The sequence below is a fragment of the Vibrio sp. genome (genome assembly GCF_038138445.1).
GTDB lineage: Bacteria > Pseudomonadota > Gammaproteobacteria > Enterobacterales > Vibrionaceae > Vibrio.
On sequence record NZ_JAYQDQ010000001.1, the window covers coordinates 81326 to 103396 of the forward strand.

Annotated in this window: 20 protein-coding genes; 10 read left to right on the forward strand and 10 right to left on the reverse strand. The window is 42.3% G+C overall.

Annotated features, from left to right (window positions below; all coding sequences use genetic code 11):
- Positions 1-142: 142 nt before the first annotated feature.
- The 4 genes from asnB to nagA form a co-directional block, all read right to left on the reverse strand.
- Positions 143-1807, reverse strand: coding sequence for an asparagine synthase B (gene asnB, locus AAFM34_RS00385; protein WP_341658851.1), 1665 nt, complete (start codon positions 1805-1807; stop codon positions 143-145).
- A gap of 227 nt (positions 1808-2034) precedes the next feature.
- Positions 2035-3621, reverse strand: a complete 1587-nt coding sequence (locus AAFM34_RS00390; protein ID WP_341658853.1) for a cation:proton antiporter family protein — start codon at positions 3619-3621, stop codon at positions 2035-2037.
- Between the two features lie 79 nt (positions 3622-3700).
- Complete coding sequence (locus AAFM34_RS00395) at positions 3701-4915, reverse strand: ROK family protein (RefSeq protein ID WP_341658855.1); 1215 nt, start codon at positions 4913-4915, stop codon at positions 3701-3703.
- A 2-nt stretch (positions 4916-4917) separates the two neighbouring features.
- Complete coding sequence (gene nagA / locus AAFM34_RS00400) at positions 4918-6054, reverse strand: N-acetylglucosamine-6-phosphate deacetylase (protein ID WP_341658857.1); 1137 nt, start codon at positions 6052-6054, stop codon at positions 4918-4920.
- A 489-nt stretch (positions 6055-6543) separates the two neighbouring features.
- Between nagA and nagE the strand changes: the two genes are divergently transcribed.
- Positions 6544-8031, forward strand: a complete 1488-nt coding sequence (nagE, locus tag AAFM34_RS00405) for an N-acetylglucosamine-specific PTS transporter subunit IIBC (protein WP_341658859.1) — start codon at positions 6544-6546, stop codon at positions 8029-8031.
- A gap of 255 nt (positions 8032-8286) precedes the next feature.
- Positions 8287-9957, forward strand: a complete 1671-nt coding sequence (gene glnS, locus AAFM34_RS00410) for a glutamine--tRNA ligase (protein ID WP_341658861.1) — start codon at positions 8287-8289, stop codon at positions 9955-9957.
- Positions 9958-10050: 93 nt separating this feature from the next.
- Here glnS and fcrX read toward each other — a convergent pair whose 3' ends face one another.
- Entirely contained in the window at positions 10051-10497 is a 447-nt protein-coding gene (gene fcrX / locus AAFM34_RS00415) for a ferric iron uptake transcriptional regulator FcrX (protein ID WP_114786624.1), read from the reverse strand.
- A 185-nt stretch (positions 10498-10682) separates the two neighbouring features.
- On the opposite strand from fcrX, the gene AAFM34_RS00420 reads away from it, so the two are divergent.
- Complete coding sequence (locus AAFM34_RS00420) at positions 10683-11210, forward strand: DUF4442 domain-containing protein (protein ID WP_371833239.1); 528 nt, start codon at positions 10683-10685, stop codon at positions 11208-11210.
- Positions 11211-11249: 39 nt separating this feature from the next.
- Here the strand turns inward: AAFM34_RS00420 and fldA are convergent, their stop codons facing one another.
- The 3 genes from fldA to AAFM34_RS00435 all read right to left on the reverse strand — a co-directional run bounded on the left by fldA (position 11250) and on the right by AAFM34_RS00435 (position 12909).
- Positions 11250-11783 (reverse strand): flavodoxin FldA, encoded by a 534-nt coding sequence (fldA, locus tag AAFM34_RS00425; protein WP_341658864.1) that lies wholly within the window; start codon positions 11781-11783, stop codon positions 11250-11252.
- A gap of 47 nt (positions 11784-11830) precedes the next feature.
- Entirely contained in the window at positions 11831-12052 is a 222-nt protein-coding gene (locus AAFM34_RS00430; protein ID WP_114786627.1) for a DUF2788 domain-containing protein, read from the reverse strand.
- Positions 12053-12144: 92 nt separating this feature from the next.
- Entirely contained in the window at positions 12145-12909 is a 765-nt protein-coding gene (locus AAFM34_RS00435) for an alpha/beta fold hydrolase (protein WP_341658867.1), read from the reverse strand.
- A gap of 141 nt (positions 12910-13050) precedes the next feature.
- On the opposite strand from AAFM34_RS00435, the gene seqA reads away from it, so the two are divergent.
- Both seqA and pgm read left to right on the forward strand, forming a co-directional pair.
- Positions 13051-13593, forward strand: a complete 543-nt coding sequence (gene seqA, locus AAFM34_RS00440) for a replication initiation negative regulator SeqA (protein WP_341658869.1) — start codon at positions 13051-13053, stop codon at positions 13591-13593.
- Positions 13594-13681: 88 nt separating this feature from the next.
- On the forward strand, positions 13682-15328 hold the full coding sequence (pgm, locus tag AAFM34_RS00445; RefSeq protein WP_341658871.1) for a phosphoglucomutase (alpha-D-glucose-1,6-bisphosphate-dependent): 1647 nt from the start codon (positions 13682-13684) through the stop codon (positions 15326-15328).
- Between the two features lie 71 nt (positions 15329-15399).
- Here the strand turns inward: pgm and AAFM34_RS00450 are convergent, their stop codons facing one another.
- Positions 15400-16152, reverse strand: coding sequence for a DUF1853 family protein (locus AAFM34_RS00450; RefSeq protein WP_341658872.1), 753 nt, complete (start codon positions 16150-16152; stop codon positions 15400-15402).
- Positions 16153-16275: 123 nt separating this feature from the next.
- Between AAFM34_RS00450 and AAFM34_RS00455 the strand changes: the two genes are divergently transcribed.
- On the forward strand, positions 16276-17034 hold the full coding sequence (locus AAFM34_RS00455) for a Nif3-like dinuclear metal center hexameric protein (RefSeq protein WP_341658874.1): 759 nt from the start codon (positions 16276-16278) through the stop codon (positions 17032-17034).
- A gap of 79 nt (positions 17035-17113) precedes the next feature.
- Here the strand turns inward: AAFM34_RS00455 and AAFM34_RS00460 are convergent, their stop codons facing one another.
- A complete protein-coding gene (locus AAFM34_RS00460; RefSeq protein WP_341658876.1) occupies positions 17114-18403 on the reverse strand; it encodes a citrate synthase in 1290 nt (429 codons plus the stop codon).
- A 395-nt stretch (positions 18404-18798) separates the two neighbouring features.
- Here AAFM34_RS00460 and sdhC point away from each other — a divergent pair, with 395 nt between their 5' ends.
- The 4 genes from sdhC to AAFM34_RS00480 are packed head-to-tail and all read left to right on the forward strand — an operon-like array spanning position 18799 to position 22021.
- Positions 18799-19191, forward strand: coding sequence for a succinate dehydrogenase cytochrome b556 subunit (gene sdhC, locus AAFM34_RS00465; protein WP_152431009.1), 393 nt, complete (start codon positions 18799-18801; stop codon positions 19189-19191).
- On the forward strand, positions 19185-19529 hold the full coding sequence (sdhD, locus tag AAFM34_RS00470; protein WP_114786635.1) for a succinate dehydrogenase, hydrophobic membrane anchor protein: 345 nt from the start codon (positions 19185-19187) through the stop codon (positions 19527-19529). The genes sdhC and sdhD overlap by 7 nt, the downstream gene beginning before the upstream one ends.
- Positions 19530-21296 (forward strand): succinate dehydrogenase flavoprotein subunit, encoded by a 1767-nt coding sequence (sdhA, locus tag AAFM34_RS00475; RefSeq protein WP_341658879.1) that lies wholly within the window; start codon positions 19530-19532, stop codon positions 21294-21296. It begins immediately after the preceding gene.
- A 14-nt stretch (positions 21297-21310) separates the two neighbouring features.
- Complete coding sequence (locus tag AAFM34_RS00480) at positions 21311-22021, forward strand: succinate dehydrogenase iron-sulfur subunit (protein ID WP_341658881.1); 711 nt, start codon at positions 21311-21313, stop codon at positions 22019-22021.
- The last annotated feature ends 50 nt before the right edge of the window (positions 22022-22071 follow it).

Below are 22071 nucleotides of genomic sequence, written 5' to 3' on the forward strand. Positions count from 1 at the left end.
GTGAGTCAGTTACTTACGTGTGGTGGTGTGTTTTTCCTCGTTAATATGATTGACTGATAATAAATCACCCCTTGATGTTGTTTGTTACAATATCAAGGGGTGATCAGCATAGAACTAAATGTAGTTAGAGCTTGCCTTAGACTCAGTAAGCGTCATTGTGTACTGCTTGAACGGCTCTTCCTGATGGATCCACACAGTTTTGGAAAGATTCATCCCACTCGATCGCTTTTGCCGAAGAACAGGCAACTGAAGGTCCACCTGGTACACACTCGGCTGCCGATGGAAGAGGGAATAGTTCTTCAAATATTTCTCGGTAGACATAACCTTCTTTTGTGGTCGGTGTGTTGTAAGGAAAACGGAATTTCGCGGTTTCCATTTGCTGATCTGTGATCTTACTTTCTGCGACTTCTTTTAAGGTATCTATCCAGCTGTACCCGACACCATCAGAGAACTGCTCTTTTTGTCTCCATGCGATAGAGTCTGGCAAGTAATGTTCAAAACATTCGCGCAGTATGTGCTTTTCCATTTTTCCGTTGCCGCACATTTTATCTTGTGGGTTTAAGCGCATGGCAACATCAATGAACTCTTTATCAAGGAATGGCACTCGTCCTTCAACGCCCCAAGCTGCCAAAGATTTGTTGGCTCTAGCGCAGTCAAACATGTTAAGTGCTAGTAGTTTACGTACTGTTTCTTCGTGAAACTCTTGAGCATTCGGTGCTTTGTGGAAATAGAGGTAACCACCAAAGATTTCATCCGCACCTTCACCAGATAAGACCATTTTAATACCCATGGCTTTTATTTTTCGTCCCATAAGGAACATAGGCGTTGATGCACGAATGGTTGTTACGTCATAGGTTTCAATGTGGTAAATAACATCTCGAATAGCATCGAGACCTTCTTGAATGGTGTAGGTCATTTCATGGTGCACTGTACCAATCTTTTCAGCCACTTCCCTTGCTGCTTTAAGATCTGGAGCGCCTTCTAAACCTACAGCAAATGAATGCAGTTGAGGCCACCAAGCTTCTGATTTTTCATCATCTTCGATACGCATTGCTGCAAAACGCTTCGCAACAGCTGAAGTAATGGATGAGTCTAGGCCACCAGATAGCAGCACGCCATAGGGCACATCTGTCATCAACTGGCGTTTAACAGCGGCTTCAAGTGCCGCAGTTAGTTCTTCTTTGCTGGTTGTGTTGCCTTGTACTGCGGCATATTCGTTCCAATCGCGAACATAGTAACGTTTTGGCTCTGCATCTTTGGAGCTATAGAAGCAGCCCGGGGGAAATTCGCTGATGGTTTTACATACCGGTGTTAATGCTTTCATTTCAGATGCGACATAGTAGTTACCGTGTTCGTCATAGCCTTGGTATAGCGGGATAATTCCAATATGATCACGACCGACGAGGTATTGGTCTTTTTCTTCATCATAGAGCACGAAAGCAAAGATGCCGTTTAACTCTTCAAGGAGCTCTTCACCCATATCTTGATAAAGTGCCAAGATAACTTCACAGTCAGAGTCGGTTTGGAAGTCATATTTCCCTTCGTAACGAGCTCTAAGTTCTTTGTGGTTGTAGATTTCGCCATTAACCGCCAATATGTGTTTTTTATCAGAGCTAAACAGAGGCTGCGCACCAGTATTTAAGCCGACGATGGCAAGACGCTCATGAGCGAGAATGGCTCTATCAGAAGAATAGATCCCAGACCAATCCGGTCCACGATGGCGCAGCTTTTTGGACATTTCGAGTGCGATTGGGCGCAGTGTTTGGGCATCTGTTTTTATGTCAAGAATACCGAAGATAGAGCACATATGAGTTCCTTTATAAATCTTTTTTAACCTGTTAGCTAAAATCTGCCATTTTGGTTAAAAAAATCAACAAGAAATAACAAAAAAGTTTATATAAACTAGCTTGCACTAAATTTTATTTAATTTAATCAGCTCTTTTATGAATGCATTTTAATGTCAGCTTGTTTTATAGACAAAAAATGATGGGTGTCTTGAAAGGCAGCAAAGTACTGCCTTTCAAATGAGGAAGGTTATTTTTGGGTTAGCTGAGGGTTAAGCTGGTCACAAACATGGCGAGCAAAACCAGTACCCGCTTCTCTATATACATTGAAGGCGGCATCCACACCCTCTTCAAGTAGACTCTCTATTTGATCTGAATAGGCGGCAATGGCAGCGGTTTGACCACTAAATCCTCTTTGCTTTAATTGCTCTAAGGCAATTTGATTTCCTTGGTGATGAGGCATAGCAAGTAGTACCAATTTGACGTTCGCTGTATCTATAATTCGCTCCCAGAAATCTGGGTCTGTTGCGTCTCCGGCAATGACATTACGCCCTTCTTGCTGGTGCTCCTCTGCAGCGTCTTCTCTCACTTCTATCCCTAGGCTTACTTTGCCATAACGGGTCACTATTTCGTCATAAGCGCCTGTGCCAATTCGTCCCATACCAAGAATTAACACTTGTGCATTGCCAGGGTTAATCAATTTATCTCGGTTGTTTAGACTTTCTGCTGCATGTTCTTTTAGCCAGTGCCCTGAACGACGATAGAGTTCATGTCCTTTGCGATTAAGCGGTGAGGCGATAATAAAAGAAATCGATACCGCAAGTGCTAACGCAACCAGTAGATCGCTGCTAAGCCAGCCGAGTTTAAATGCGAGTCCCCCAACAATCAGGCCAAATTCGCTAAAGTTAAACAAGCTAAGTGAGGCGAGCAGAGAGGTTCTGACTCTGAATTTAAAGGCATTAAGTACAGTAAAATACAAAATCCCTTTTATGGGTAAAAGGATCAAAAATAGCAAAGCTAACGCTAATCCTGTCATCGTCGGCTGGACAGATAAACCGATATTAAGGAAAAAGCACACCAGTAAGAGTTCTTTAAGGTTAAACAGAGCTTTGGATAACTCCGATGCCTTACTATGGCCTGCGAGTAACATACCCAAAATAAGAGCACCAAGGTCTGGCTTCATACCAACGAATTTGAATAGCCCAGCTCCCACAACCAAGGCAAAGAAAATACCAAACAGAACCAGCATCTCCCCGTGGCCCACCCAATCGAGTACTTTGTAAAATAATGGACGAAGAAGCGGCAGGGCAAATAAAATAATGGCGTACCAGTGGGGAATTTTTCCTGTTGATGCGGTCAGGAATATCACTGCGAAAATATCCTGCATGACAAGAATACCAATTGCAATGGTGCCATAGGTAGCGTTCATCTCCCCCTTTTCTTGCAGGGTTTTGACGGCAAAAACAGTACTGGAAAAAGATAGAGCAAAACTTAACAGCAAAAGTTGCTCTGGTGACATACTGGCTAAGGAGCTTATTCCGAGAAACTTTAAGCAAAATAGTGCCGCGCAGAATAGTGCGGTAGAAAACAGGTTATGAAGAGTGGCGCCAGCCCAAATCTCTTTGGATAAAAGTGTTTTTACATCTAACTTCAACCCTATAGAAAACAGTAGTATGGTTACCCCAAGATCGGCAAGTGTTACTATGGTCTCATTACTTTCAAAGCCGAACCCATGGAGAGCAAAGCCTGCTAGGAGGAAACCAACCAGTGGTGGTAAATGACATTTAAGGCTAACAAAGCCAGCGAGAAAAGCAGCAGAGAGTAAGACGAGTTCCATATATATATGATTCTTATGCAATTAAAAACGGGCTACCTATGTAACCCGTAAGTTTAACTTATGAAGGAAGATATCGCGCTCAATCTTCTAGTAATTTTTGCAGTAACTCACCATTGAGCATGGCACGCTTAATCATTGAAAATGCGCCTAATGTCGGCTTTTTATCAATTTCAGACGCCACTATGGGCAGATTATTGTGGAAAGTGGTCAATGATTGATTTTCGACATTACGCTGAATGGCAGGGAAGACAATGTCTTTACATTGGGTGATATCACCCGCGATGACAATTTTTTGTGGGTTGAAAAGGTTAATTGTTATTGCGATCGCTTTTCCAAGTTGGTTGCCTACTCGGATTAAGCTTTGTTTGGCAAGCTCATCGCCAATATTGGCATGCTCGCATACATCTTGGATAGTCAAACCTTCTTTACCGCTCAAGCTGGACTCATACCCTTGTTTGATTAGTTTTTTAATCCGATCAAGAATTGCGGGGTTCGCTGCGACGGTTTCCAAGCAACCAAAATTGCCGCACTGGCACTGTTCTCCTAATGGATCAATTTGAATGTGGCCAATCTCCCCCACATTCCGGTTGAATCCGAGAAAAACTTGTCCGTTCACGATAATACCCGCACCAGTCCCACGGTGAACGCTCACCAGTATAGAATCTTGGCAATCCTGACTCGCTCCAAAGTAGTGCTCGGCTAAAGCCATGCCACGAACATCATTGCCAACGAAACATTGCACGTGGAATTTGTGCTCGACAATTTCAGCCAGTACAAGGTTATCTACTGTGATGTTGGGCATATATTCAACAACACCATTCTCGGGGTTTACAAGCCCGGGTAATATAATACCTATCGCAATAAGTTGGTTTATGATGGTTTGGTGGGAGTCGATAAATTGCCTGAGGTAGGCGGTCAAACCGTCGACTAAGTCGTCCTGTGTTGTATAAAAGAACTCTTGGGACTCTGATAATAGCTCCTCACCACCGAGGTTGAAGAGGCTAAATTGTATGTAATCTCTTCCCAATCGGATTGCGACTGAGTGGAAAGGGGCTATCTCTGTGGTCAAAGATATCGCTCTCCTACCACCTGTAGAAGCTTGTTGAGCGACCTCTTTTATTAATCCACGCTCGAGTAACTGACGGGTTATTTTGGTCACACTAGCAGGTGCTAGCTGACTTACATCGGCAACTTGGATTCTCGATATTGGGCCTTGTTGATCAATTAATCGATAAACGGCTGCGCTGTTTAGTTGTTTTACTAAGTCTACATTACCTATTTGTCCGCCATTCATTCTCAACTTTGCTCATATTGTCCGTTAACAACCGTCGCTTGAACATTGAAATCACGATCAAAAATGGCGAGGTTTGCAATCATGCCTTGGCGTATTAGACCTAATTTATTGTCTACGCCTATTGCCCGTGCAGGATACAATGTTGCCATTCGTAGTGCTTCGTCCAAAGCGATACCGACATGCTCTACTGTATTTTGAACCGCTTCAATCATGGTCAGAGCAGAGCCGCCCAGTGTGCCATTTTCATCAACACACTTGCCATTGCGGTAATATACTTTCTTACCAACAAAAATAAAGTAATCCATGTTTGCACCTGCAGGAGCTGTGGCATCAGTCACTAATACAAGCTTTTCCCCCTTGATTTTGTGAGCAATTCTAATATTCGCATAATCAACATGGAGCCCGTCAGCAATAATACCAGCATACACATGAGGTGTATCATAAATAGCCCCAACGACGCCTGGCTCACGACCCTCCATTGGCGACATGGCGTTAAATAAATGGGTGGCAAAGGTAATGCCAGAATCAAAACCTCCGCGAGCTTGTGCATAGGTTGCATTTGAATGACCGATAGCTACTGTAATTCCTGCTTGCTTAAGACGTTGAATATGCTCGGGTGCATTATGCTCAGGTGCAAGCGTCACTTTAGTAATTACATCTGAATTTTCGCAAATTAACTGAATCATCTCATTATCGGACGGGCGAATATAGTCGATATTATGAATGCCGTTTTTTGCTTTATTTAGATAAGGCCCTTCGAGGTGTAAGCCAAGAGACTGGTTCTGGTATTTAGCCTGATACTCTCTCGTTGCCTTGATTGCTTGGATCATATCTTGGTCAGATGACGTGATTAGCGTTGGTAAGTAGCTAGTACATCCTGACTTTAGATTTGCTCTATGCATTATTTCGAGTGTTTCAAAGCTTATCGCATCATTGAACATGACTCCGCCACAGCCATTAAGTTGTAGATCGATAAAACCAGGGCTTAGGTTCGCGCCATTTAAATCAATGATCTTGATATCATGAGGGAGTTCCGTTCTCGGGCATACAGCACTAATCAGCTGATCCTTAATCACGACGGCATGATCAATGAGAATATCGTTACTCGTGAAAATTTTACAATTAGTTAGCGCATACATGTTTAGCGAATCCTCATTAATTAAATTTATGCATCGGCCATTATTTTTGTGATCGTATATGCATAAGGTTTTTTTAACTTTATTTGTGAACTGCAATTAGAGGTAAATTATCCTAATCAATGAATGGTGATCAATAGATTATGCAGGTCATATGCTTAAACAAACTTATCTAAGTCAATGTCATTGAAGACGTTATTGAGATCTAGATTAATCCTTCGTTTTTTATTTTTGTGCTTACGATAAGTAAACTTAAAACGTCACTCAAAACGGCTTAAATTATCATTTTTTGAATTGTAAAATAAGTTTTATGATCTTGCTAGCAAAAACCTCTCTCTAGCCTTAAATCTGGTGATAATAGTCACAATTGATAAGGTTTAAATTTGCAGGGCGAAATTAAAAGCATACACTGGAAGAACTAAATTGGGTGGCTAAAAAAAGTTACCTAATACCATAAAAGAAAAATATTAAATCCTATAGGGGGAACTGACAGTGAATGTTCTTGGGTATTTCCAAAAAGTAGGTAAGGCGTTGATGGTACCCGTTGCAACGCTTCCTGCTGCTGCAATATTGATGGGTATAGGGTACTGGATAGATCCAACCGGTTGGGGAGCGAACAGTGCGGTTGCAGCGTTCTGTATTACGGCCGGCAATGCGATTATTGGTAACATGTCCGTACTTTTCGCTGTAGGTGTTGCCTATGGTATGTCTAAAGATAAAGATGGTGCGGCTGCGTTATCTGGTTTTGTTGGTTTCCTCGTGGTTACCACTTTGCTGTCTCCCAGCGCGGTGTCACAAATTCAAGGCATTGATATGAGTGCCGTGCCTGCTGCATTTGGCAAGGTCAATAACCAATTTGTCGGTATTTTAGTGGGTATTGTCTCAGCTGAGATCTATAATCGCTTTTCACATGTTGAGCTTCACAAAGCGCTGGCATTTTTCTCCGGTAAACGTTTGATTCCGATTTTAACCTCTTTTGCAGGTATCTTTATCGCCTTCATTTTGATGTATATTTGGCCTTCGGTTTACGGTGGGTTGGTGAGCTTTGGTGAGTCGATTCAAGGAATGGGTGAGCTAGGTGCTGGTATATATGCGTTTTTTAACAGACTTTTGATTCCAGTTGGTCTTCATCATGCACTCAACTCAGTTTTCTGGTTTGATGTTGCAGGCATAAACGATATTCCTAATTTCCTTGGCGGAGCAAAATCTATTGCTGAGGGCACAGGAATTGTAGGTGTGACTGGTATGTATCAAGCTGGTTTCTTCCCCATTATGATGTTTGGTTTACCAGGTGCTGCGCTGGCGATTTACCATACATCGAAATCTAAGAACAAAGAAAAAGTTGCATCTATCATGCTTGCTGCAGCCTTTGCCTCTTTCTTTACTGGCGTGACTGAACCGCTTGAGTTTTCGTTCATGTTCCTTGCACCTATGCTATATGGACTTCATGCCTTATTAACCGGTATATCAGTCTACATCGCAGCCTCAATGCAGTGGATAGCAGGCTTTGGCTTCTCTGCTGGCCTTGTTGATATGGTTCTTTCTTCACGAAATCCACTTGCTGTAAATTGGTATATGTTGATAGCCCAAGGCTTAGTTTTCTTCTGTATCTACTATGCGGTTTTCCGCACCGTGATTGTGAAATTCAACCTTAAAACACCAGGTCGTGAAGATGAGGACTCCTCTGAGCTTGTCGCTTCAGGTAGTTCATCGGAGCTTGCCAAGCAATACCTCAAGGCTCTTGGGGGACATGAAAATCTTACTGCAATTGATGCTTGTATCACGCGCTTGCGTTTAACGATTAAAGATACCAGTGTGATTAATGAATCGACCCTTAAGAACCTCGGAGCTATGGGGGTAGTGAAACTGGGCGCTAATAACGTTCAAGTTATTCTTGGTCCACTTGCTGAGATCGTGGCGGGTGAAATGAAGAAAATTCCTAAAGATGAAGACCTGTCTTCGGTTGTGATCCCAACTTAAGGTAGACTACTCATTCTAGAGCCTCCTGCGGGAGGCTTTGTTGTTTTAGGCTCGGAGTAGAGTATGACAGTCGAACAATTGGGTTGTTTTGCGCTTAATTGGTAAAAATGAATCAATATTTGCCAATTAACACTAGGTTGTAGTTGTGTAATGGCGAAGAATTGTGGATTATTAGGCATTAAATGTTTGGAGCATGTCTATTGCTCCTTGCTGACTACTTTTCTGAACAATACTACAACCATTGAGGTGATATAGATGAGTGAAGCTGAGGCTCGTCCATCGAACTTTATCCGCCAAATCATAGCTAAGGATTTAGCGGATGGTAAACATGCTAGCGTACATACTCGTTTTCCGCCGGAACCGAATGGTTACCTGCATATAGGTCATGCTAAGTCAATTTGCTTAAATTTTGGTATTGCTCAGGACTACCAGGGTAAATGTAATCTTCGTTTTGATGATACTAACCCAGAAAAAGAAGACGTAGAGTATGTTGAGTCTATTAAGAATGATGTTAGCTGGTTAGGCTTTGAATGGGATGGTGAAGTTTGTTATTCATCTAACTATTTCGATAAGCTTTATGGGTTCGCAATCGAATTAATTGAAAAAGGCTTGGCATACGTTGAAGAGTTAAGTCCTGATGAAATTCGTGAGTACCGAGGTACTTTGACTCAGCCAGGTAAGCACAGCCCTTACCGTGATCGTAGTGTGGAAGAAAATTTAGCTCTGTTTGAGAAAATGCGTGCTGGTGAGTTTGCAGAAGGTTCTGCCTGTCTGCGTGCCAAAATTGATATGGCTTCATCATTTATGGTGATGAGAGATCCTGTTTTATATCGTGTGCGTTTCGCTGAGCATCATCAAACGGGCGATAAGTGGTGTATATACCCGATGTACGATTTTACACATTGTATTTCTGATGCTCTGGAAGGTATCACACACTCTTTGTGTACATTGGAATTTCAAGACAACCGCCGTTTGTATGATTGGGTTTTAGACAATATTACAATTGATTGTCAGCCGCATCAGTATGAATTTAGCCGCTTAAACTTAGAATATACGGTAATGTCTAAGCGTAAACTCAATCAGCTAGTCACTGAAAATCTAGTCGATGGGTGGGATGACCCGCGCATGCCAACCATTTCAGGTTTGCGTCGTCGTGGCTTTACTCCTGGTTCTATTCGTGAGTTTTGTAAGCGTATCGGCGTCACTAAGCAAGATAACATGATTGAGATGGGATCACTTGAGTCGTGCATCCGAGATGATTTAAACGAAAATGCGCCGCGAGCCATGGCGGTACTTGACCCTGTCAAAGTTGTTATTGAGAACTTTGAACAAGGAAAGGTAGAGTCACTGACAGTCGCAAACCATCCAAATAAACCAGAGATGGGAGAGCGTGAGGTTCCGTTTTCTCGTGAACTTTGGATTGAACGCGAAGATTTTCGTGAAGAAGCGAATAAGAAGTACAAACGTCTCGTTTTGGGTAAAGAAGTTCGCCTGCGTGGCTCTTATGTCATTAAAGCTGAACGTATTGAAAAAGACGAGCAAGGTAACATCACGACAATCTTTTGTTCATATGATGCCGACACATTAGGTAAGAACCCTGAAGACGGTCGTAAAGTTAAAGGTGTTATCCATTGGGTTTCGGCAGATAAGGCTGTGCCAGCTGAAATTCGCTTATACGATCGTTTGTTTACTGTGCCTAACCCTGCGGCTGCTGATGACTTTACTCAGTCTGTTAATCCTGAGTCGCTTATTGTGATGAATGGATTTGTTGAGCCAAGTTTAGTTGATGCTGAAGTTGAAAAAGGAATTCAGTTTGAGCGAATGGGTTACTTCTGTGCCGACGCTGTCGATTCAAAACCGGAAGCTTTAGTGTTTAACCGCACTGTCGGATTGAGGGATACTTGGGCTAAGATTGAGGCTAAATAACGTTTTAGCGATTCATTATGCAAAAAAACCACACTAAACATGTGTGGTTTTTTTTATATTGCTTGAATGTTACCAAATAGGAAGTTGAGAGTATTACTTCTTGTTATGGGCATTAGGGTTATCTTTACAGTTACCTGTGTTACATTTGCCGTATAAGTACAAGCTATGGTTCGTGAGAGTGACATTATACTCAGCAGCGATTTGCTTTTGTCTTTCTTCAATAATGTCATCAGCAAACTCAATAACTTCACCACAATCTAGACAAACTAGATGATCGTGATGGTGCTGAGTTGAAAGTTCAAATACCGACTTTCCACCTTCGAAATGGTGACGAGTGACGATTCCTGCATCATCAAACTGGTTTAAAACTCGATACACTGTTGCCAAGCCGATTTCTTCACCAAGATCTATCAGCTTTTTATACAGGTCTTCGGCACTGATATGTTGGCACTCAGGTTGTTGCAGTACCTCCAAGATCTTTAATCTTGGTAAGGTAACTTTAAGACCAGCATCCTTTAGAGCTTGGTTGTTGTCCGACATAAATTTTCCCGTTAATTAACCTCTGCATTCAGCAGAGTTCACTATTGCTACCATTATAGGGTAGTAGACGGTAACAATAAACCACGAACTTCAAAGGGTTACTATTATTATTTTCATAAACTAGTCTAACATCACTGAAGCTTCTCATCAGACCAGTTACAATTAATTAACATTGATGAGTCAAAATGGAAGTTTGGAAGATAGGTATGGGTAAATTAGTCAGCAGGTTATACAGACCTAAGATAGTTAGATTTGCTTTGAACATATGGCCACCCTTTTGGGGAGCTGGCATCAAAATTGTTTCAATTAGCGAGGATTTCCGTCAGGTTAAGGTAAGACTTAAGCTGCGCTGGTGGAATAAAAATGCTAATCGTACTCAATATGGAGGCAGTATTTTCTCTTTAACTGATCCTATTTATTGTCTGATGTTGATGGGGATTTTAGGAGAAGGCTATTTTGTTTGGGATAAGCAGGCTAGTATCAATTTTATCAAGCCAGGTCAAAGCGATCTTTATGCCGAGTTTATAGTTACACAAGAAATGTTAGATAGTATTTTGCAAGAGACAGTCAATGGAGATAAGTCTTTTCCTGAGTTTGTGACTTATGTGAAGGACAATAAAGGAAATGTGATTTCTGAAGTAAAGCGCCTGTTGTATGTACGTAAAAAACCAGACTATCGAAACCAAGCTGTCGAAAACAATCAAGCTGCATAATAAGGCCTTCTTTTCTGAAGGCCTTATTTAACTTGAGGGTTAGCCCTCAAGTTCTTCTAAACACATTTCTTCATGAATTTGTTTGCACCAATTAGTCACACGCTCATTGGTCAGTTCTGGCTGGCGGTCTTCGTCAACACATAAACCAACGAACAAGCTATCATCACCTTCAACAAGGCCCTTGGATGCCTCAAACTCGTAGCCTTCAGTTGATGTGTGGCCTAAAATCGTGCCACCTTTGGATTCAACAATATCACGAACAGTACCCATGGCATCGCAGAAGTACTCTGCATAATCTTCTTGATCACCACAGCCAAAGATAGCAACAAGCTTGGTCGAGAAGTCAATTTGTTCAAGTTCAGGGAAAAAGTCATCCCAATCACATTGTGCTTCACCGTAATACCATGTTGGAATGCCAAGCAGTAATAAGTCGAAGTTATCTATGTCTTCTTTACTGCTTTTCGCGATGTCTTGTACGTGAATCAGTTGTTTGCCGAGTTGTTTTTGAATCATCTTTGCAATCGCTTCGGTGTTACCTGTATCGCTGCCAAAGAAGATGCCTACACTTGCCATAAATTCGTTACCTTTACCGATTTGTGTTGTGGCTTAATCAGGGGGAATTAACCTAGCCCTGTGCCTTCCCAGCTTAACTGAATGAGGCCTTTAGCGATAAAGCCAGCACAGCCAAGAAAGAGCACGAGCCAAACAATACGACGACCAAACGGGGGGACATTCCCAGCTTTGAGAACATCTTTTATTGCCATACCGATTAAGAAAAAGATAGACGCAAAAAGCAAGTCGAGCCCAATTGACTCCAATATGTTCATATAGTCGTATAGCATGGAATCCCTTTATGCCAAATTACTTGCGCTGAACTATACCATTGTTAAAAGGTAAAGTTAACGGGTATGGGTAAACGAGACCCATTCTACCATTATTGGATAAACTTCCCGATTGCGCGTAATACTTCTTGAGGTTTCTCTGCATGAAGCCAATGACCAGTGTTTGCAATAATATGCGCTTTGGCATTGGAAAATTGTTGCTGTATGTCAGTTTGATGTTCGGTGGCAAGGTAGTCGGAGTTTCCCCCTTTGACAAATAAGGTCGGAGTGCTGATGGTGTTAATGTTTTCCCAGCCTAGGATTTCCCAGTAGTTCTGCCAAAGACTAGGTACATTAAAGCGCCATTCAAAGTATTGGCCGTTATTATATAGGGACTTACCTAGAAATTGTCTCACCCCGGGCAATTCGATATGGTGCTCAAGAATTTGCATCGCTTGTTGACGAGATGTAGGCTTATGTTCGAGCACATCCTTAAGTCCATTAAATACATTGTCATGGCGGCTCTTAGAGTAGCTTACTGGCGCCATATCTAGTACCACTAGTTTCTCAACTTCTGATTGGGCAAGTTCTGCAAGCTTCATTGCTACTTTTCCGCCCATTGAGTGGCCAATTAATATGTAATTCTTGATTCCTATATGCTCGAGTGTAGTAACCACATCTTGAGCCATAACTTGGTAATTATGATTAGGTGACTGAAAAGAAAGACCATGATTTCGCAGGTCTAAACAGATCACCTGATAGTGTTGGCGTAGCTCTCTGCTAAGTAAGCCAAGGTTATCAAGATTACCAAATAGGCCATGGAGTAATACAATGGTTTGGCCTTCACCTTCAATTTTATAGTTAAGCAGTTGTGACATTTTTCTATATTCGTGACTGATTTAACGTAGTACCTCATTAGGCCATGAATCTGCTCGCTATAACAGAACTGAAACTCGCATATTGAGGGTAGTTAGGTATATAATCCCACAGAGTTTAAACATAGAGATTGTGAAAAGCGAATGAAAACAATTGAGGTTGATGAGGATCTATACCGTTACATCGCAGGTCAAACCCAACACATTGGTGAAAGTGCTTCCGATATCTTACGACGCCTTTTGGATGTTAATGCTCAAGAGCAACAAACGACACCGATGAAAGCAGCGATGCAGGCGAAAGGAATTGTTGTTAGCAGAGATGCTGCAAAAGATGAAAAAGTCGATAGCGTTAAAGCCATGCGCTCTTTGCTCATTTCAGATGAATTTGCAGGTCTCAAAAAGGCAATTGACCGTTTTATGCTGGTGCTTTCAACACTTAATCGTCTTGATCCTCAAGGGTTTTCTGAAGCAACTCTAGTTAAAGGGCGTAAACGTGTTTACTTTGCCAACAATGAAAAAACCTTATTAGAAAATGGTAACACGACCAAACCTAAGGCGATTCCTGGCTCGCCGTTTTGGGTTATTACCAACAATAACACTAGCCGTAAGCGTCAAATGGTTGACCAATTAATGGCAAGAATGCACTTTCCCGCTGATTTAATTGAGAAAGTAACCAACTCAATCTGATCATTCTTGGCTTTAACCTCATAATGCTCGGTGTTTCCTGAGTATTGTGGGGTTTTTGATTTTTAGATTTAAATAGAGGATGCCAATAATGGCGATACACCCTCGCGCAGGAACAAAAGCGCAACAACAAGATCTGCATAATCTCCCCGAGCTTGTTTCTAACTATTACCTTTTTCAGCCCGAGCCTTTAAATACTGACCACAAGGTTAAATTTGGTACATCTGGGCATCGCGGTACAGCAGGTAAGTGTACTTTCAACGAAACTCACATCTTGGCTATTGCACAAGCTATTGTTCAAGTTCGGAGCGAGAAAGGTATTACTGGCCCTATGTTTGTTGGCAAGGATACTCACGCACTTTCTGAGCCTGCATTTTATAGTGTTATCGAAGTTCTGATCGCGAATGATATTCAAGTGATAGTCCAGCAAGGTAATGGTTATGTACCTACCCCAGGAATTTCACATGCAATTTTGACTCATAACCTTTTAAGTACGTCGAAAGCTGACGGCATTGTTATAACCCCTTCTCATAATCCGCCCCAGGATGGAGGTATTAAGTACAATCCACCACACGGCGGGCCAGCAGAAGGTGAGTTAACCAAAACGATTGAAAACTACGCTAATGCATTAATTGCTGAGAAGCTAGTCGGTGTTAACAGAGTCTCGATTACAAATGCTAAGTCATCTGAGTGTTTTGTTGAACGTGATTTAATTACCCCATATGTAGAAGATCTAAAGAATGTCATTGATATGGAGGCTATTCAAAACGCGAATCTCAAAATAGGCGTTGATCCTCTTGGAGGAAGTGGTATTGAATATTGGCGTCAAATTGCGACAAGTTATGAGTTGGATTTAACCCTAGTTAATGATGCGATTGATCCTTCTTTTCAGTTTATGTGCTTGGATAAAGATGGTGTGATTCGTATGGATTGCTCATCTCCTTATGCCATGGCTGGTTTACTGGCGCATAAAGATAATTTTGATTTAGCCTTCGGCAATGACCCTGATTATGATCGTCATGGGATTGTGACGCCAAGTGGTTTGATGAACCCCAATCATTTTCTCGCAGTATGTATTGACTATCTCTATCGTCACCGTCAAGGTTGGAGTGAATCTGTTGCTGTCGGTAAGACATTAGTATCAAGCGCATTGATCGATCGTGTGGTGAGTGATTTAGGGCGAGAACTTTGTGAGGTGCCTGTTGGTTTTAAATGGTTTGTTGACGGTTTGTATCAAGGGGAACTTGGCTTTGGTGGTGAAGAGAGTGCTGGCGCTTCATTCCTGCGCATAGATGGTACACCTTGGTCTACCGATAAAGACGGGATTATTCTTTGCTTACTTGCCGCCGAAATTACTGCAGTAACGGGTATGAATCCTCAAGAGTATTATCAAAATCTTACTGCCAAGCATGGGTCTTCACACTACAGCCGTCTTCAGGCCACCGCAAACGGCCCTCAAAAGCAAGTTTTAGAAAAGCTTTCGGCTGACATGGTTACGGCAGAAAACCTTGCTGGAGAGAAGATCACTGCTCGTCTGACTCATGCTCCGGGCAATGGTGCTGCTATTGGTGGCCTTAAAGTCACCACAGAAAATGGCTGGTTTGCAGCTCGTCCTTCCGGCACTGAGGATATTTATAAAATATATTGTGAGAGTTTCAAGGGCGAAGAACACTTAAAACAAATAGAGTTAGAAGCCCAAGATATCGTTAATCAGGTGTTCAAAAACGCAGGTTTATGATAGTTAATGGTCGTGATGAAAAGGGTTGGCAGAAATAGCCAACCTTTTTATATTTAGGGCTATCAGGTTTTTTATCTATTCGGCCAGTCGTCAGGGACGATAAACCAAAATACTTTCTGCTGAGTTTGTGCGTGAACAAAACGTCCATTTGGTTTTTTCAGTGGTCGTTCACATTTTTCTATACCAGTAGCCCAATACTGTTTATCTAGCTCGTAAAGTGGCTCAGCAATTTGTTCCCATTGTTTCTCGAAACACCAATACCCTGAAACCTGAGAGGGGTTTATTTCATATCCTAAGCAGTGGGCGGGAGTCACTTCTGATGAAAAAGGGTTGATGTAGAGTCGACCTTGCAAAAGGAGATGTTCAGATAAACTACTCATTTCAGGATGCTTGGCTAAAAATGCTGTGGAACTGCTCATTTTTAACTGATGTGACAGCATTCTATCTAATTTTTTATCCAATTGATCGTGTGCATTAGGCCCATACCAAATGCCTTGGTGAAGGAGATAAAACTTAATCGCGACTTCCCAGTGCTCTTGCATATTGGTTTGGTGATTTTTAAGGATAAGATCAATGGCACCTAAGGTTTGGCCATTGGTGTCATTGATTTGAAGCTCTTCTAATTCTACGGTGTAACGTCCACTACTTATTAGCAGTTGAGTCGATAAGTGTTGGTAAATGAAACCCAGTCTGGGGTTACCTTGATAGTCAGTATTCAAAGGAAGCTGAACTGTAAGTGACTGTAGAGATTCAAAAGGGGGAGTTAGCTTAAACAAAGGAGGTGTATTTGAAATCCAATTATAAAAGCGCAACATGTCACTCATATCTAATACCTAGTATCTGTAAAATCAAAAGTCTATTAGCATTTTAAACAGATTAGCTTGAAACTAGCATCCTAAATATTGTTGCAATACACTGTGTGCAAAGATTGATTTTTGGAAGCTAAGATGAAAAATACACAATTAGAGCAAATTATAAACGAAAAACTCTCTCCCAAGTTGGTAAAAGATTATGCTCCCAATGGGCTTCAAGTAGAAGGGAAGTTGGAGGTTCACACCGTAGTCACAGGAGTGACGGCTTCTCAAGCTCTGATTGAAAAAGCGATAGAGAAGAAAGCGGATGCATTACTTGTTCATCATGGCTATTTCTGGAAAGGTGAGCCCGAGCCTATTCGGGGAATGAAAGGCAATCGAATTCGCGCTCTAATCAAAAATGACATCAATTTGTATGGATACCACTTGCCATTGGACATACACCCAGAATTAGGCAATAACGCCGAATTGGCGCGACTTCTCGATATACAAGTCGAAGGTGGATTGGAAGGGCACCCCCAGTCTGTTGCTATGTTTGGCCGATTAAAACATCCTGTCACAGGGAAAGAATTCACCCAAAGAATTAATCAGGCCCTGAATCGCTCTCCACTACATATTGCACCCGAAAATAGCGAAAAGTTAATTGAAACTGTGGGCTGGTGTACAGGTGGAGGTCAGGACTATATTGAGCTGGCGGTTAAGCATGGCATAGATGCGTTTATTTCCGGTGAAATATCCGAGAGAACCACTTACACCGCAAGGGAAATGGATATTCACTACTTTGCTGCCGGACATCATGCTACAGAGCGGTATGGAGTAAAAGCGCTAGGAGAATGGCTGGCAAAAGAACATGGTTTAGATGTCGAGTTTGTCGACATAGACAACCCAGTGTAAATACTGAATAGATTTATCGAGTAGAATAAAGGCCAACATTATGTCGGCCTTTGTTTTAATAATACCTTATGAGTCTTAATCAGTCTCTGTCATGTAAAGGTTTGAAATTGCGTTGTTTCTTACCTGTATAGAGCTGTCTAGGACGACCGATACGGTTAAGAGGATCGCTATGCATTTCGTTCCAATGTGCAATCCAACCTATTGTTCTCGATAATGCAAAGATTACGGTGAACATAGACACAGGGATACCAATGGCTTTAAGAATAATTCCTGAGTAGAAATCAACATTTGGATACAGTTTCTTCGAAACGAAGTATTCGTCAGACAGAGCAATGCGCTCTAGCTCCATGGCAACATCTAGTAGTGGATCGCTAATGTTCAACTCTTCGAGAACATCATGACAGGTTTCACGCATGACAGTCGCTCGTGGATCGTAATTCTTATAGACACGGTGACCAAAGCCCATTAGGCGGAATGGATCATCTTTGTCTTTCGCACGATCGATGTATTCAGGGATCTTATCAACGCTGCCGATCTCTTCAAGCATCTTAAGACATGCTTCATTAGCGCCTCCATGTGCAGGTCCCCATAATGATGCGATACCTGCGGCAATACATGCAAATGGGTTGGCGCCAGAAGAACCAGCTAGACGGACAGTAGAAGTCGATGCGTTTTGCTCATGATCCGCATGCAAAGTGAATATCTTATCCATTGCTCTTGCGACAACGGGGTTGACTTCATAGTCTTCACAAGGGTTAGCAAACATCATATGCAGGAAGTTTTCAGCATAGGTCAAGTCATTACGTGGATAAATGAAAGGCTGACCAATCGAGTACTTGTAACACATTGCGGCAAGCGTCGGCATTTTCGACAACAAACGATATGCTGTGATTTCGCGGTGAGTATCGTTGTTGATATCCATGGAATCATGATAGAAGGCAGACAATGCTCCAACTACACCGCACATGACGGCCATTGGGTGAGCGTCACGTCGGAATCCGTGGAAAAAGCTCGCGATTTGTTCATGTACCATAGTATGTCGTGTAACAGTAAGCTTAAACTGCTCGTATTGTTCACGTGTGGGGGCTTCACCATAAAGAAGAATATAACATACCTCTAAATAATCAGCGTTGTTAGCAAGCTGATCAATAGGGTACCCACGGTGTAAAAGGATACCTTTTCCGCCGTCAATATAGGTGATTTGAGATTCACAGGATGCAGTGGCAAGAAAACCTGGGTCAAACGTAAAATAGCCGTTTGCTCCAAGTGTTCGAACATCAATTACGGGAGTACCAAGAGCACCTTCCATAATCGGCAGTTCGATAGGCGCTTTCCCTTCGACATGAAGGGTCGCTTTCTTATCCGCCATAACAGTCTCCTTTGTTTATTATTAAATCCGTCCAGGATGTTTGTGTAACATTTTTGTACGTGTGTTCGTTATCAAAGTCAATTATTCTGCTCCGACTTGTGCACTTGTTATGATTTTTTATACGTATAAGGTTAAAAATCTGTTCTATGTAGCAAAAATTGTTACATCAATTGTGCTAAAATATGGTCAGCCGTATATTGGCGCCGTAAATTTTGACTGAAACCTTATAAAATGAAGGTTTGGAACATATGTGAGGTGATGTTTCAACCCTTGTCGTTAAAATTTTATGCAACTTCATTACGTTTTATAGGCGTGTTAGCTGTTGAATAAATGTTAACTTTTGTAGGTTTGTAGTCAGATTTCGTTCATAACTATAAATGCTTCAGTGGAGCTGAGTGAGCAAGCCCGTGAAAGAAAGAAAGTCAAGACCTGTTAATTTAGATTTACAGACAATAAACTTTCCGATCACCGCAATCGCATCCATTTTACACCGAGTTTCGGGGGTAATTACGTTTGTCGCGATCGGGATACTTCTTTGGTTATTATCCATTTCCCTGTCCTCCCCAATAGGTTATGCACAAGCTGTCGATATTGTCGACGGTTTCATTGTGAAATTTATTTTATGGGGTATTTTGACAGCTTTGTCCTACCATATAGCAGGTGGTATTCGTCATTTGCTAATGGATTTAGGTCATTTTGAAGAGCTGGAATCTGGTGCAATGAGTGCAAAAGTAGCATTTGCAGCAACAGTCGTTCTGTCAGTATTGGCGGGGATTTTAGTATGGTAAAACACATTTCATCTTTTGGTCGCAATGGTGTGCATGACTTTTTGCTAATCCGTGCATCGGCGATCATTATGACCCTTTACACTATATATTTAGTAAGCTTCTGTGCTTTCGCGGATATCTCTTACGTCTCATGGACACAGTTCTTTGGTGGAACTTTCACAAAAGTATTTACTATGCTTGCTTTGGTATCGGTGCTTATTCACGCATGGATAGGTCTTTGGCAAGTGCTTACAGACTACATCAAGTGCACCAAATTACGCGGTTTCCTTCAGTTGGGTGTAATCGCAGTGTTATTTGGCTACTTTTTTTCTGGTCTCTTTATTTTGTGGGGTGCGTAAGTGTCTATTCCAGTTCGCGAATTTGATGCCGTAGTAATCGGCGCTGGCGGTGCAGGCATGCGTGCAGCACTGCAAATTTCAGAGCAAGGCTTAACTTGTGCCTTGCTATCAAAAGTTTTTCCTACTCGTTCTCATACTGTTTCTGCTCAAGGTGGTATCACAGTAGCCCTTGGCAACTCGCATAAGGATGACTGGCAGTGGCACATGTACGATACAGTCAAAGGTTCGGACTATATCGGCGACCAAGATGCTATTGAATACATGTGTAAAAATGGCCCTGAATCTGTTATTGAACTAGAAAAAATGGGTCTACCATTTTCTCGCTTTGATAACGGAACTATTTACCAGCGTCCTTTTGGCGGCCAGTCGAAAGAATTTGGCGGTGAGCAAGCGGCTAGAACAGCAGCTGCAGCTGACCGAACAGGTCACGCTCTTCTCCATACCTTATATCAGCAGAACGTTAAGTACAAAACCACCATATTTTCTGAGTGGTACGCATTAGACTTGGTCAAGAACCAAGACGGCGCCATTATGGGATGTACAGCAATCTGTATGGAGAGTGGCGAAATTTGCTACTTCAAATCCAAAGCAACGATATTGGCAACAGGGGGAGCGGGTCGAATCTACTCTTCGACTACGAATGCTCACATTAATACCGGTGATGGTGTTGGCATGGCATTGCGTGCTGGCGTTCCTATGCAAGACATGGAAATGTGGCAGTTCCACCCAACTGGTATAGCCGGAGCTGGTGTACTCGTGACAGAGGGTTGTCGTGGAGAAGGTGGTTATCTGTTAAACAAAGATGGCGAGCGATTCATGGAGCGTTATGCTCCCAATGCTAAGGACCTTGCTGGTCGAGACGTTGTCGCTCGCTCAATGATGATTGAAATTCGAGAAGGTCGTGGATGCGATGGTCCTTGGGGACCACATATCAAGCTTAAGCTTGATCATCTTGGTAAAGATGTCCTCGAGTCTCGTCTACCTGGCATTTGTGAACTTTCAAGAACCTTTGCTCACGTCGATCCTGTTAAAGAGCCAATCCCAGTAATCCCAACCTGTCACTACATGATGGGTGGAGTTCCAACTCAGGTTTCTGGACAAGCGATTAAACAAACAGCTGATGGCAGTGATGTTGAAGTTCAAGGTCTGTATGCCTGTGGTGAAATTGCCTCTGTTTCTGTACACGGTGCTAACCGCTTAGGTGGTAACTCTCTGCTTGACTTAGTCGTATTTGGTCGAGCAACCGGTCTTCACTTAGGTGAGACTTTGGCTGCGCAGGCGGAAGCTCGTCCTGCTACTGAATCTGACATTGAAGCGTCGCTAGCTCGAACTATGCGATGGGAAAATAGTACAGGCGGGGAAGACCCTGTTCAAATCCGTAAAGATCTACAAACTTGCATGCAAAATAGCTTCTCTGTGTTCCGTGAAGGTGATGCAATGGCTACAGGTTTGGAAGAACTTAAAGTTATTCGTGAACGCCTCAAAGATGCCCACCTTGCTGACAAGTCGTCAGAATTTAACACTCAACGTATTGAGTGCCTGGAACTCGACAACTTGATGGAAACGGCATTCTCAACCGCAGTGGCTGCGAATTACCGGACTGAGAGTCGTGGAGCGCATGCTCGCTTTGACTATCCTGAGCGCGATGATGAAAACTGGTTGTGCCATTCAATATACAATCCGGAAACGGAAGCAATGGCAAAACGCGATGTTAATATGACACCAGTTCATCGTGAAGCATTTCCGCCTAAAGTTCGTACATACTAGGGGAGGATTGAATTATGAAACTGAACTTCTCTTTGTATCGCTACAATCCAGATGTAGACAAAAAGCCATACATGAAGGATTACGTTTTAGAGGTTGATGAAGGCTCTGACATGATGGTGTTAGATGCGTTAATTCTGCTGAAAGAACAAGATCCAACTATCGCTTTCCGACGTTCATGTCGAGAAGGGGTTTGTGGTTCCGATGGTTTGAATATGAACGGCAAAAATGGCCTGGCATGTATCACCCCCTTGTCAGCTTTGACAGGGCGAAAAATAGTGATTCGTCCGTTGCCAGGACTGCCAGTGGTACGCGACTTAATCGTTGATATGATCCAGTTCTATGACAATTACGCCAAAGTTAAACCTTTCTTGATTGATGACGATGCTCTGCCGCCGTCTCGTGAAAATCTGCAATCTCCAGATGAGCGAGCTCATTTGGACGGCTTGTACGAGTGTATCATGTGTGCGTGTTGTACCACATCATGTCCGTCATTCTGGTGGAACCCGGACAAATTTATTGGTCCTGCAGGTTTATTGGCTGCTTATCGTTGGTTGATTGATAGCCGTGATACTGCAACCGATGAACGCTTGTCAAATCTTGATGATGCATTTAGCGTTTTCCGTTGTCATAGCATCATGAATTGTGTAAGTGTTTGTCCTAAAGGACTCAACCCGACGAAAGCCATAGGTCATATTAAATCTATGTTGGTTAATCGTTCGGTGTAAATTGATAACAAAATTGCCAGCTATTTTGGTAGCTGGCTTTCTATAGCTCG